Genomic DNA, 13,455 nt, shown 5'->3' with positions numbered 1-13,455 from the left:
ATATGAAAATTATTAAGATTTTAGGAGTCGTAGTACTTGTGCTATTCTTGGCTTCCTGCAATAAGAAAAAGAAAGAAGCAGATAATGAAACTGCCACTACGCAAGTAGAGGAAACCGAAAGGGGAGCCTCTGGTGAGAACAGTTTGGCACTCACCGCTTGCGATAAGTTTTTGAACGAATACGAAGCTTGGATGAACGGTTTCATCGAGATTATGGCACGCCATAAGGATGACCCTGTAGGACTCGTAGGTGATCCTGAATACACCAAAACCATGGGTGAAGGGATCGACTGGGCCACACGGTGGATGCAACAACCACAGGCGTGTATGACGAATTCCAACTATTCGAAACGGTTCGATGCCATACAGGAACGTGCCGATGCCAAAATGAAAGAGTTGGGGCTTAAATAATTCCCTCCCCAAAAAAATACCGCGCTATCTTTTGTTGTCGATGAGCGCGGTATTTTTATGTTTTTATCTCGGGATTTAATCTCCATCATCGTCTGGGAATACCGTGGCTTCATAAGCCCCAGCATCTGGAGCACTGCCATCCCTTGGAGTTCCGTTGAGGTCTGTACCGGGATTGACGCCTCCTAGACCAATACCTTCGGCACCGGATGTACCTTGTTCGATGTTGAAATTATTGCGATCCGTATTTTGGAATACGGGATCTATATTGAAAACACTGTTGGTGTAAAATACAGGGTTGGAGAAATCATAATTAGGATCATCTTCAAAATCACCCTGTGGATCTTCGAAACGGATCAAACTATTTGTGAAATTGAAGTTGAACTGCGCACTAGGGTCTTCAACTTTAAAAATACCCAATTCTCTTCGTTCGTTTCCGTAAATCAAACAGTTGGTGAAATTAGCCGCAATTAAATCGGCTCCTTCGTCAGAACCTGGAATGATATTGTCGATCTGAACCGTTGGGAAACTTCTGAAACTATTGGTCCAATAATTGGCAAACGTACTGTGGTTGAAATTGTAAATCCCACCTAGCGTACACGCCAAAGAGGATTGTCCACTGTTGTTAATCACCATATTGTTTCCAATAACATTTCCGTTCCTTCCAAATAATCCAACATTAGAACTATTATAGATTTGAACATTGTTTAAGGTAACGTCACTTGTCTGATCTACCAAAATACCAACGATACTATTTCTAATGGTGGTATAATTAAAAATATTATTGTTGCTTCCGATCGTGAGCCAAATGGTACCCCATTGTCCGGGAATGTCCGAAAAGTCGGGTTCTAGTCGATCTCCTTCGATAATAATCTCGTTTTCTAACAGCACGGGATCGTTACTTGGACCACCTAGAGCGTGGATAGAACCTTCGTTGGCTACCAAAATTCCGCTGTCCCTATGAAAATGAATACGTGCTCCAGCTTCTATGGTGAGGGTCTCATTAGAAGGGACTGCTGCGTAGCCATATATGACGTAAGGTTTTTCATTGGTAAAAGTGAGCTCGTCCTGATCGAGCACAAACCCTTCAATGGTAACGTCTTCTCCCTCTTCATTCTGACCCAGCACGATGGTTCCTACCATCCCATCATCGTCCAATTCTGGAAAGAGGAATACGGCGTCCTGTACTAGGGTGACCAGCTCTACATTTTGTTCGTTGGCTCCTGAGTCGAAGAGAATTTGATCGGTATATAAAAACTGAAGGTCGTTTGTTTGTTCTAAAATATCTACGGTGGTTTCCACGAAGATATAGATGCTATCCTTGGCCAAGATCTGCACGTCCTCGAACACCTTACCTGCCACTCCGTCTACATTCAAACGGTAATTGGAGTTTTCCCCTTGCCCCAGTCTAACGGAAGGAATATGGATGTCCTCGTCGCTTCGGTTGTATACGCGAAGGTTATAGGTACTGGATCCAATATTGGTGAATATGGTGTCTAGGTATACGGTATCCTTGGAGAATTCCAAGTTTCCTGTGGAGGGTTCGGTTTCAAAATCGTTTCGGCACGAGCTCCATAAAACAATGGCACATAGGAGTGCCAAGCCGTAAAGATATCTCATCTATATAGTTATAATTTGACAGTAAAAATATAACTTTTTATGTTGCGGATTATTGTGAAGGTTAAGTTTTAAAAAGACAGCCGTAGTAGCAGCGGTATCTTATCCCTCCTCGCACCTGCTGCTACCACACACCAAACGGTACTGTCCATATCATTTTTTGCGTTTGTTAGCCCTTCTTTTCTTGCGGGCTTCCTTGGCGCGTTCTTGTTGTACTTTTTTATAGGCATTTTCCTTTGCCACGTATTCTTGGCGCTCGCGTTGGTTCTCCCATTGTTCATTATCCCAGGATGCTTCCCGTTCTAGGGGGCTTTCCACCAATTCCTCTACCGGTGTCGCCACCATCATGCCTACGATCACTATTTCTCCCATTAAATCATTACTAGGTTCTAAAGACATGTCTATTCTATTGGAGATATTGGCAAGGGTGATTTCCCGGGTATCATATCCTATGTATGAGAATACAAGGGTTTGATTTGCTTCAGATGCTATTTCATAGTTTCCGTTAAAATCCGTAAAAGTGCCTATTTCCGTTCCTTCTAACTGAACTTGTACCCCAAGCATGGGAAGTCCTGTTTCATCGGTAATCGTTCCACGGGTGACTATTTTGTCAATTTCATTTTCTTCCTCATCAATTTCTTCTTCTATTGTTTTAACCTCTCCTTTTTCGATCACTTCAATCTCTTCAATCTCTTCAATCTCTTCTGGAGGTGCTATTCTACCTAAGATGAAATGATCTGGCATCAGTAATTCTTCACTACTCAATACAGCATGTATCACGCTATTTTTGGTGCCTACGGTTACTTCGTAAGGTTGTTTTTCTTCGTGAAGGAATGCTAAGGTAGCGCCACTGGGGGATTGTATGCGGTAGTTGCCTTGAGCATTGGTCAACGTGTTTTTTCCCGTTTCTAACACTAATACCTCTACACCCGAAATAGGGTTTCCCGCTTCATCGGTCACTTGTCCGGTTATAGTAACAATAGATTTTTCGGAAAGGACACCTACATTTATAGAAGCCCCTGGTTTGCTGAAAACCGATACGCCACCTTGGGCTTTGGCCTCCTGATGGCCTAATAGACTTAAAGGGAGTAGCAGGGAAGCTGCATAGGGTAGTATGCTGTTTCTGGATTTGCGCTCTAACGTCATCTGGCGATTGAGTTGCGACGTCTTGAAACGACCACAGAGGTTATCGCCTTTTTGTACCCTTTTAATAAGGGCTTCGTCACTTTCTTTAGTGAAATCGATCACCTCTTTCGTACAGACCTTGCAAAATTTTCCTTTTTCAGTAGCGGTCATTTTGCCCCAATCTTCATGGCAAGGTTCTGGAATGGAAATGGTGATCGATTTTTTCATAATGACTAGTGCTTTGTTACATCAAACCACCGATAAATTATCCAAACAAAAAATGGCCGTTGAGTAAACGGCCATTTTCAGTGAGTAAACAGTATTTTTCGAAGAGGGTTATTTTTCCACCACTTCTATTTTAAAAAGTTTGTCCCAGTTTTTTCCGGTAACATATAGGATGTTGAGTTCTCCTTTATAGGCAATACCATTCAATACATCCAATTGACTGTGCTGAGTAACTTCATCTTGCAGTCCTTTCATATTAATAACACCTTCTACAGCACCACTGGCTGGATTCACCATGGCGATGGCATCTTTCTGATAGATATTGGCATAGATCATACCTTCTACCCATTCCAATTCGTTCACCTTGTCTATTTTACTTTGGTTGGTGTATATTTCTATGAAGTCTTCTTCGGAAAGGGTATTGTTGTTCAATGTCCAGATACGCTGTGTACCATCACTTTTATAGATAGTAGTGCCATCGTTGCAAAGTCCCCAGCCTTCATTGCTCTTGTTATACACGAAGGTTCCTGTTTCTTCCATATCGGCAAGGTTGTAGATGAATCCTGTATTTTCCTGCCAGGTCAATTGATAGATCTTGTCATTCAATATGGTAAGACCTTCGCCAAAGTACTGATCTCCCAGTTTCTTATTTACCAAAACTTCTCCTGTTTGGTAATTGGTTTTGCGAAGTGTAGATTTCTTTTTTTGCCCTGTACTTTCATATAAGGTATCATTTTCAAACTCCAATCCTTGGGTATATGCACCCATATCATGAGGATAACTCTCTAGGATCTTGTAGGTATACAGTTTAGGGGTCTGGGTTGCGGTTATGGTGAATTCTTTGCTCAAGCTATAGGTTTCACCATCGGAAGTAATAGTTGCCCCCAATGTATGTACTCCCATGCGTTGCCCTGCTAGTGATAATTCGTTGTTGGTTAAGGTCACAGCTTCGCCATTTAAGGTATAGGCAACACTTTCTATGGTTTTGTCCTTTTTGGGACTTACGGAAATGGCCACGGCATCTTCTACCTTGAAAGACTTCTTGGCGTTGGTAATGGTAAGATTAAAAAGTTGGTTAGGGTCTTTTGTATCGTCCCCACAGCTTATAAGTAATCCCAGTAGTAGGGTGCAAATGAACAGTTTGTACATTTTCATGGATTCCATAAATTTTTGGGCAAGATAACCTATAATTAATTCATAGCAAAAATGCTTGTGGGAACTTCAAAATGGGCGTATATTTGCACCGGCAAGTCCTACACAACCAGCTCCCGTTGAATCCCCCAGGGTGGGAACGCAGCAAGGGTATTCGGTCGTAGCGGTGTGATGTAGGTAGCTTGCCATTTTTTTTTGGCCTTAATCGAACTAAAAACCCCTTCGATTTGGAATACTAATCGCTACTTGCCATCTTTGTCTCCAAGTTAACATTTATGCCCAAAGTTGTATTAATTACCGGAGGGTCCTCCGGAATAGGAAAAGCCATAGGGGAGTACCTCCATCAAAAAGGATATACCGTATATGGAACCAGTAGAAATCCTTCAAAGTATATAGACACCGTTCCCTTTACGTTACTGGCATTGGATGTTACCCAAGAATCTACCATACAAACTGCTGTGCAGATACTTTTGGACAAGGAAGGTCGTATCGATGTCCTAGTAAATAATGCTGGGGTGGGAATTACGGGGCCTATAGAGGAAACCCCCGTGGAGGAAATCCGAAATGCTTTCGAAACCAATTTTTATGGTCCACTTTCCGTAATAAAGGCGGTACTACCCACCATGAGAAACCAAAATGGAGGACATATTATTAATGTAACCTCCATTGCAGGTTATATGGGCTTACCGTATCGTGGTATCTACAGTGCTACCAAAGGAGCTTTAGAGCTAATTACGGAGGCCTACCGTATGGAAGTAAAACAATTTGGCGTACAAATGACGAATGTGGCTCCTGGGGATTTTGCCACGAACATTGCCTCAGGAAGGTACCATGCTCCTGTACTCGAAAACTCGCCGTACAAAAAGGCTTATGGTGACACTTTGGAGATGATGAACGAACATGTGGATGGTGGGAGTGATCCCAAAATCATGGCGGAGAAAGTGCATTCCATCATAGAGAATGCTTCCCCTAAGATACATTATAAGGTAGGAGCCTTTCTTCAGAAATTTTCTATTGTTCTTAAGCGAATACTCCCGGACAAAGTATACGAACGTATGCTTATGAACCACTACAAGCTTAAGTAAACCCTTATTAACATTTTTATGTTATAAAATTTGGAACGATTCGTTTCCGAAGGCTAATTAGTTGCGTATTTTTGCCCTAACAAAAAACGTAAATCCTATACTATGAAATTCTTCGTCGATACTGCTAACCTAGATCAAATTCGTGATGCCCAAGACCTTGGGGTATTGGATGGTGTAACCACCAATCCGTCCCTAATGGCTAAAGAGGGAATTACGGGACGTGATAATATCCTGAAACACTACGTGGACATCTGTAATATTGTAGATGGTGATGTTTCTGCCGAGGTAATTGCGACCGATTTCGAAGGGATGGTTAAAGAAGGGGAAGAACTAGCGGGACTCCATGAGCAAATCGTTGTGAAATTGCCAATGATCAAAGCCGGGGTAAAGGCGGCCAAGTATTTTAGCGATAAAGGGATAAAGACCAATGTAACCTTGGTGTTTTCTCCTGGACAGGCCATTTTAGCAGCTAAAGCTGGAGCCACCTACGTTTCTCCTTTTATCGGTCGTTTGGACGATATTTCTACCGACGGTCTTAACCTCATTTCCGAGATTCGTCATATCTATGATAACTACGGCTTTGAAACTCAAATTTTAGCGGCTTCCGTGCGACACACCATGCACGTGATCGATTGTGCTAAGATCGGTGCCGACGTAATGACCGGACCACTTTCTTCTATTGAAGGATTATTGAAACACCCATTGACCGATATTGGTTTAGAAAAATTCTTGGCAGACTACCGCAAGGGGAACTAAGAAAGAAAGATAATAATGTAAAAAGGCCATGTCAGAATCCTTCGACAAGCTCAGGATGACATGGCTTTTTTATTTCTGAAAGTTTCGGATTATTTGTTGAGGTAGCTCAGTAACTGATTCTCAATGCCCATGTCGAAGATGTACGTATTTCCATCCAAGATTTTACCTTTCTTGTCCACGATCATTGCCTTGTTCACAGAATTGATAACCAACTTCATCTCCGCCTCATCGAAGTTTTCGAACTGATATTCGTTGATTTCACTGTAGCCTGAATTCTTAACGGTCTTTAACCACTTTTTGAAGTGGGTGTCGATATTAATCGCTATAAAATCGAACTCAGGATATTTGGCTTGCAATTCCCTTGCTCTTGTGTGAATCTTTCTGTGGTGCTTGACCGATTTCTCAGACCAAAAGTAAATTACCGAAGGCTTATTCAGTGTACTGTGGAGATCCTTTACGGTGTTGTCTGTAGTTAGCAACATGAGATTAGGAATCGTATGTCCGGGTGTCAGCTTAATGGTAGCTTCCGCCAGGAGGGCAATCTCCTTTTTATCGGCTTCGTGTGTACTAAATTTATTGAACTGTCCTAAAATGACGCGCTCATTGCTCTCATCTTCCGCATTTACAAAATAACGGTGTGCATTGGTGCGTAGTAGACTATTGCGCAGGGAATCGTTGGAGATAAGACTATCTATCAATATATTCTTATGGTAATTATGCAGGAAGCCGTTTCTGTTGTAATTGCCTTTGGTCTTATATTCATCGTAGGCCAGATTATCCAAATGATAGGCTAAAAAGCGATAATAAGGGTAATAACTGCGTAAGTGTTCATTCCCATATTCTACTTCTTTACGGAACCCTAAGAAGCTTTCCGGAATCTCAATATTTTCATTATATACCTTCTTTCGGGAATTGGCCGACACATAAAGTTCCTTCTTAGCATAAAGCCCATAGTTAATGCCTGCTTCTGCTACTTCCTTGAATCCGCGAGACGCGTTTTTGCTTTCCAAATACTCGTCAAATAGCTCATAACGCGAATCTTTGATGGAATCTATTTTCGATTCAAAATCTTCGGGCGTTAGCGTATAGTACTTAGGCAATGAATCGTCTACTTCTTCATTCAACAAGAATAAATCCATAAGAAAGTTATTCCTGTGCGATCCTTTTCCGGTAAAGGAGAGGGATTCGTCAAACTCCAAGGTATTCACTCGAAGCATAAGACTGTCGTCGGGCTCTACGTAAATGGCTTGATATTCGTAATGACTGATGAAATAAATACCCGGATCTACGTGCTCCAGTTTGTACAAAAAGAAATTGTTCTCATCGAGTTTCACTGTGTCAATGATCTTGCGACTACGGCCAATGAGAATGAAATCCTTTTTAGGATTTACAATTTCACCACCTATCCATGCCGTTCCACAGGCGTTGGACGAATTTTTCTTGCAAGAAAATGTACATAGGACGATGAGGGGGAGTAGTAGTATTTTTCTGATCAGATGCAAAGTATTTTCGATTCTGGAAACAAAAATAAACGTCTTCACTTGTGTTTGCTGTTAATTACTAGTTAAAAGATTTTTTAAAGAATTAAAGAACTTAGGAGGGCTTTCGTTTCATCAATCGCGCTTATTTAGCTAATTTTGCGCAAAATTTAAAACGACAAATCCTATGCTTTCAGTATCCAATTTATCGGTTCAGTTTGGGAAACGTGTATTGTTCGACGAGGTAAACACCCAATTCGTGCAGGGCAACTGTTATGGAATTATCGGTGCCAATGGAGCAGGAAAATCTACTTTCCTTAAAATCATCGCAGGTAAACAGGACGCAACTTCCGGGCATGTACACCTAGAAGGCGGTAAGCGAATGTCTGTCTTAGAACAGAATCACAATGCTTACGATGAGTATCCCGTATTGGACACAGTGGTTCGTGGTAACAAAGAGTTATACGCCATTAAATCACAGATCGATGCCTTGTATGCGGACTATTCTGATGAGAACGCTGAAAAAATAGGGGAGTTGCAGGTGCAGTTCGAAGAAATGGACGGATGGAACGCCGATAGCGATGCTGCAGCACTTTTATCCAATTTGGGAATAAAAGAAGAGTTGCACTATGCCATGATGGGAGATTTGGACGGAAAGCAAAAAGTTCGAGTGCTATTGGCACAAGCGCTTTTCGGAAATCCCGATGTACTTATCATGGATGAGCCTACCAATGATTTGGACTACGAGACCATTTCTTGGTTGGAAACCTTTTTGGCGAATTACGATAACTGTGTAATTGTCGTATCGCACGACCGTCACTTCTTGGATGCGGTTTGTACACATATTAGTGATATCGATTTTGGAAAGATTAACCACTTTAGTGGTAACTATACGTTCTGGTATGAGAGTAGCCAATTGGCTGCCCGTCAGAGAGCGCAACAAAACAAAAAAGCGGAGGAAAAGAAGAAGGAACTAGAAGAATTCATTCGACGTTTTTCTGCGAACGTGGCTAAGTCCAAACAGGCCACAAGTAGAAAGAAGATGATCGAAAAGTTGAATGTTTCCGACATTAAGCCTTCCAGTCGTCGTTACCCAGCCATTATTTTTGAAAGGGAACGCGAAGCTGGAGACCAAATCCTAAATATTGAAGGATTGGCGGCAAGCATGGAAGGGGAAACGCTTTTCAGTAGTGTAGATATTAATTTGGCCAAAGGGGACAAAGTCGTAGTTTTCTCTCGCGATTCGAGAGCTACTACGGCATTCTATGAGATCATTAATGGAAATATGAAGGCCGATGCTGGAGAATATCAGTGGGGAGTTACTACGAACCAGAGTTATTTGCCTTTGGACAACAGCAATTTCTTCCAAAATGAAATGAACTTGGTCGACTGGTTACGTCAATGGGCCAAGACCGAAGAAGAAAAAGAAGAAGTATACCTACGAGGATTCCTTGGGAAAATGCTATTCAGTGGTGAGGAGGCGTTGAAAGAGTCCAATGTACTATCGGGAGGTGAAAAGGTGCGTTGTATGCTAAGTCGTATGATGATGATGCGTGCCAATGTAGTAATGATGGATGAGCCTACCAACCACTTGGATCTTGAGTCTATTACTGCATTCAATAATTCTTTGAAGAACTTTAAAGGAACTGTACTATTAACTACACACGACCACGAGTTTGCGCAAACGGTTGGGAATCGCGTGATCGAACTAACCCCTAATGGGATCATAGATCGTTACACTACCTTCGATGAGTACATGAGCGACAAAAAGATCAAGGAGCTTCGCGATAAGATGTACGGGGTAACGGCTTAAATTCTTTCACTTAGTATCTTTGGGGTAATGGATGAAGTCATTGAAATACCCCTTAGCAAGAAGAAAATCGTTTTGCTAGTCATCGCGGCCTTTGCCTTTGTGCTAGCAGGTCTATGGCTGGTATTGGATCCTGAAAGATTTGCCGATCAACTTTTCGGAAGTACTAAAACGGTTATCATTGTCGGCGTGGTCGGAATACTCTTTTTTGGCGGCACGGGCATCTTTGTCTTCAGGAAGTTATTCGATAAAAAGAACGGTCTTGTTATCAATTTTGAAGGTATAACCGACCATTCTAGTGGTGTGAGCGTAGGGTTGATTGTATGGGACGATATAGTCAAAATAAGGAGAACGGCTGTCATGTCGACCAAATTTCTTCTTATTCATGTGAAGGATCCGGAGAAGTATATTCAAAAAGCAGGGAGTAAATTTAAAGCGAGCGTTATGCGAGCGAATATGAAGACCTATGGAACACCTTTATCCATTAGCTCTAATACCTTGCAATACGATTTTGACGAGCTAGAGGATCTTGTCTATTCGCAATTCTCCAAATACAAGAACTAATTCCCGAAAAGTAATTATCCGTTGTAGTAACGACTATCCCAAATAGCGGTGTTAAAGTTTTTTCCTTTGGCAAAGCCATAAAACAAAACGGTACCTCCCACGGCTTTAAACATAAACAAGAACATGAGTAGATACTCCGTATTGGTCACTTCTCCTTTTGTAAAGGCCTGCATAGGGGTAATCGCAGTTAGTAGAATACTCACGAGGAAAATGGTGAAAACCAAGTTTTCGAAGGTTTTATAAGGCCACATAAGCCATTTACGCAGGGGATGGAGGTCATTTCCCCATTTGTGGATGAGATAATAGTAATCATTCCCAATAGGGGCAAAAAGAAGTGGGTCGTCGGCATTTTCCAACTTCAGAAGTTTGGCAGGTGCCATGATTTTGAGTCCCTGTAAAGAGATGTCGTGGTCCTTTTCCAACTGTCGCATTTTGGAAATCGCTTCTTCGGGAATGTCGCCTTTGAAAAAATGGGCTCCCAAAAAGCGTAGGCGGTAGTCTACGCATAGTTTTTTAATATCGTCTAGATGGAAAATTCTATCCGCCTCCAACAAATCCACATTAAAATCATTCTCCTTGCCCGAAGAAGGTTCTGCGAGTTTTGTTTTAAGCAATTCCCTATCCTGATCATTTTCTTCGAAAATGGTCTTTACTTGATTCAGGATTTCATCGGGTGAATTTTGTCTATTACGAAGTTTTACGAGTTTTCTTTCGATATCGATCTTAGGGAGCATAGCGCAATTTTTTATAAAATTACGGACTAAGCCTCATTATTCCAATATTTTAACAATAAGAGTGTTATCGAAGTTGAGCCCCGAAATCTTTTTCGAATCGTTGCTGTAGTTTCCCCATAATTTTGTCGATCTGCTTATCGGTAAGGGTCTTTCGTTCATCCAATATGGTAAAGCTAAGCGCATAGCTTTTCTTGCCTTTCGGAAGATTTTTACCCGTGTACACATCGAAAAGTGATACTTCCTTCAATAAGTGCTTTTCCGTTTGTAGTGCCGCTGTTTTAAGAGCATCGAAAGTTACTTCGTTGTCAATAAGCAAGGCAAAATCACGCTTTACCTTTGGGAATTTCGATATGGGTTTTACGAAGAAGTCACCCTGTGGAATTTCTTCCAAAATAGCATCCCAATGGAAATCGGCAAATAACACTGCCTCGGCAATACCGAAGTGTTTGGCTATCTTTTTGGTTACTATACCAAATTCTACCAAGTCCTTTTTTCCTTTGGTGATTCGAATCCCCTCGGAGAAAGCATCGTTTTTCAATCCTTTTTCAGAATAACCATCAATTCCCAAACGATCCAATACAGTGGTAACGATTCCTTTGCCATAGAAGAAATCCGATTTTTTATTAGCGGCTGTCCAAGTATCTTCGGTACGGTTTCCACTAATGACTAGCGAAAGGTGTTTCTTCTCCTCGCGTCCGCTAGGATAGTTGTGATAGGTCTTACCAAACTCGAACAACTTCACGTTAGCAGTCTTTCGGTTATTGTTATAGGCAACAGCTTCCAAAGCACCAAACAAAAGGGTTTGGCGCATTACTTCCAAATCCTGACTTAAAGGATTGAGCATAGGGATGCTATGTTCGTCCTTTAGACTATTCAGTAGCGTAGTGTAATTAGCACTGGTCAATGAATTACACAACATTTCATGAAAGCCTAAGGCGGCCAACTGATTTCCAACTTTATTCCGAACCTCGTGATCTTCGATCTTCTTGGTTGTGGCGATAGAGGCATTCAGTTTATTGGTGAAATCGATTTTATTATATCCATACACCCGAAGGATTTCTTCAATCACATCGGCTTCTCGCGTTACATCGTTACGGTATGCAGGAATGGTCATCCCAATACCCGTTTCGGTCACGTTTTCGATCTTAATGTCCAAGGATGTCAGGATCTCTTTCATGGTTTCCCTAGGGATTTCCTGACCAATTAATCGAGTGGCATTATCGAAATTTAAGAATACTTGATGGTCTTCGATTTTCTTAGGATAGATGTCTACAATATCACTATTGATTTCTCCACCGGCAATTTCGCCCATGAGAATAGCGGCACGCATCAAGGCATATTCGGTGATGTTCGGGTCGATTCCTCTTTCGAAACGAAAGGAAGCATCGGTGTTTAATCCATGTCGCTTTGCTGTTTTACGAATGTTCACAGGATTAAAGTAGGCACTCTCTAGGAAGATGCTTGTAGTACTTTCGGTTACTCCACTGTGCTCTCCTCCAAATACCCCAGCAATACACATGGGTTTTTCACCATCGCATATCATAAGGTCTTCCTCATGCAATTCCCTTTCAATACCATCTAGCGTAACAAATTTGGTTCCGGCCGGTAAGGTCTTCACCTCAATCTTATTTTGGGCAATCTTCACGGCATCGAAGGCGTGAAGAGGTTGTCCCAACTCGTGCAATACATAGTTTGTGATATCTACTATGTTATTGATGGGAGCGAGTCCTATGGCTTTTAATCTATTTTGCAACCAAGAGGGGGAAGCTTCCACTTTAAGACCACTAATGGTCACGCCGCAATAGCGAGGGGCTAAGTCATTATCTTCTACCGAGACATCGATCTTCAACATACGGTTTTCGATCTTGAAACTGCTGGTAGAAGGAGTAATGAGTTCTAATGGCACTTCGTGCTGCATTAAGCCAGCTCTTAAGTCCCTTGCGACTCCCCAATGGCTCATGGCATCTGCTCGGTTGGGCGTAAGGCCAATTTCGAACACATGGTCATTTTCAATATCGAATACTTCAGAAGCGGGCGTTCCGGAAATGAGACTTTCATCCAATACCATGATTCCTTCATGGCTTTTTCCCAATCCCAATTCATCTTCGGCACAAATCATTCCCATACTCACTTCGCCACGAATCTTCCCTTTCTTTATCTGCCAAGGTTTTCCTTCATCATCATAAAGCGTAGTTCCCACGGTAGCAACTGGGACTTTCTGTCCGGCAGCTACATTGGGCGCACCACAAACAATCTGCACGGGATCACCGTTGCCCAGGTCCACTTTGGTAAGCTTTAGTCGATCTGCGTTGGGATGTTGTTCGCATTCCAAGACCTCTCCAACGACAACGCCTTCCAAGCCGCCAGGAATTGAAGTAAAGGTGTCTATCCCTTCTATTTCCAATCCTAAATCTGTAAGAAGTTCACCGGTTTTTTCGGCGCTCCAATCCACATTGATAAACTGTTTTAACCAGTTATATGAAATCTTCATGAGAGGTTCAA

11 protein-coding genes and 1 other RNA gene are annotated in these 13,455 nt (G+C 41.9%); 6 read left to right on the top strand and 6 right to left on the bottom strand.

Annotation, left to right across the window (positions count from 1 at the left end):
- The first annotated feature begins 2 nt into the window (after positions 1-2).
- Positions 3-410 carry a hypothetical protein gene (locus POV27_RS12745; protein ID WP_272863157.1) on the top strand — a complete coding sequence of 136 codons (408 nt, stop codon included), beginning with the start codon at positions 3-5 and terminating at the stop codon, positions 408-410.
- 75 nt (positions 411-485) lie between these two features.
- On the opposite strand, the gene POV27_RS12740 is transcribed toward POV27_RS12745, so the two are convergent.
- The 3 genes from POV27_RS12740 to POV27_RS12730 form a co-directional block, all read right to left on the bottom strand.
- Complete coding sequence (locus tag POV27_RS12740; RefSeq protein WP_272863156.1) at positions 486-2,027, bottom strand: right-handed parallel beta-helix repeat-containing protein; 1,542 nt, start codon at positions 2,025-2,027, stop codon at positions 486-488.
- Positions 2,028-2,177: 150 nt separating this feature from the next.
- A complete protein-coding gene (locus POV27_RS12735) occupies positions 2,178-3,377 on the bottom strand; it encodes a carboxypeptidase-like regulatory domain-containing protein (RefSeq protein ID WP_272863155.1) in 1,200 nt (399 codons plus the stop codon).
- A gap of 108 nt (positions 3,378-3,485) precedes the next feature.
- Positions 3,486-4,538, bottom strand: a complete 1,053-nt coding sequence (locus POV27_RS12730) for a glutaminyl-peptide cyclotransferase (protein ID WP_272863154.1) — start codon at positions 4,536-4,538, stop codon at positions 3,486-3,488.
- Positions 4,539-4,618: 80 nt separating this feature from the next.
- Here POV27_RS12730 and ffs point away from each other — a divergent pair.
- The 3 genes from ffs to fsa all read left to right on the top strand — a co-directional run bounded on the left by ffs (position 4,619) and on the right by fsa (position 6,367).
- Positions 4,619-4,717: signal recognition particle sRNA small type (gene ffs, locus POV27_RS12725), an RNA gene on the top strand.
- A gap of 84 nt (positions 4,718-4,801) precedes the next feature.
- Entirely contained in the window at positions 4,802-5,611 is an 810-nt protein-coding gene (locus tag POV27_RS12720) for an SDR family oxidoreductase (protein WP_272863153.1), read from the top strand.
- 102 nt (positions 5,612-5,713) lie between these two features.
- Positions 5,714-6,367 carry a fructose-6-phosphate aldolase gene (gene fsa / locus POV27_RS12715; protein WP_272863152.1) on the top strand — a complete coding sequence of 218 codons (654 nt, stop codon included), beginning with the start codon at positions 5,714-5,716 and terminating at the stop codon, positions 6,365-6,367.
- Positions 6,368-6,456: 89 nt separating this feature from the next.
- Here the strand turns inward: fsa and POV27_RS12710 are convergent, their stop codons facing one another.
- Positions 6,457-7,869 carry a TlpA family protein disulfide reductase gene (locus POV27_RS12710; protein WP_272863151.1) on the bottom strand — a complete coding sequence of 471 codons (1,413 nt, stop codon included), beginning with the start codon at positions 7,867-7,869 and terminating at the stop codon, positions 6,457-6,459.
- 163 nt (positions 7,870-8,032) lie between these two features.
- Here POV27_RS12710 and POV27_RS12705 point away from each other — a divergent pair, with 163 nt between their 5' ends.
- Together POV27_RS12705 and POV27_RS12700 are read left to right on the top strand one after the other, a co-directional pair.
- Positions 8,033-9,658: an ABC-F family ATP-binding cassette domain-containing protein gene (locus POV27_RS12705; RefSeq protein ID WP_272863150.1), complete on the top strand. Its 1,626-nt coding sequence runs from the start codon at positions 8,033-8,035 to the stop codon at positions 9,656-9,658.
- Positions 9,659-9,685: 27 nt separating this feature from the next.
- Complete coding sequence (locus tag POV27_RS12700) at positions 9,686-10,219, top strand: STM3941 family protein (RefSeq protein ID WP_272863149.1); 534 nt, start codon at positions 9,686-9,688, stop codon at positions 10,217-10,219.
- 14 nt (positions 10,220-10,233) lie between these two features.
- On the opposite strand, the gene POV27_RS12695 is transcribed toward POV27_RS12700, so the two are convergent.
- Positions 10,234-10,953, bottom strand: a complete 720-nt coding sequence (locus tag POV27_RS12695; protein WP_272863148.1) for a hypothetical protein — start codon at positions 10,951-10,953, stop codon at positions 10,234-10,236.
- A gap of 64 nt (positions 10,954-11,017) precedes the next feature.
- Positions 11,018-13,444 carry a phenylalanine--tRNA ligase subunit beta gene (gene pheT, locus POV27_RS12690; protein WP_272863147.1) on the bottom strand — a complete coding sequence of 809 codons (2,427 nt, stop codon included), beginning with the start codon at positions 13,442-13,444 and terminating at the stop codon, positions 11,018-11,020.
- Positions 13,445-13,455 lie beyond the last annotated feature (11 nt).

This window comes from Aureisphaera galaxeae (genome assembly GCF_028561275.1).
GTDB lineage: Bacteria > Bacteroidota > Bacteroidia > Flavobacteriales > Flavobacteriaceae > Aureisphaera > Aureisphaera galaxeae.
The sequence above is the reverse complement of the archived record's forward strand: the minus strand, read 5'-3'. Positions and strand labels throughout refer to the sequence as shown.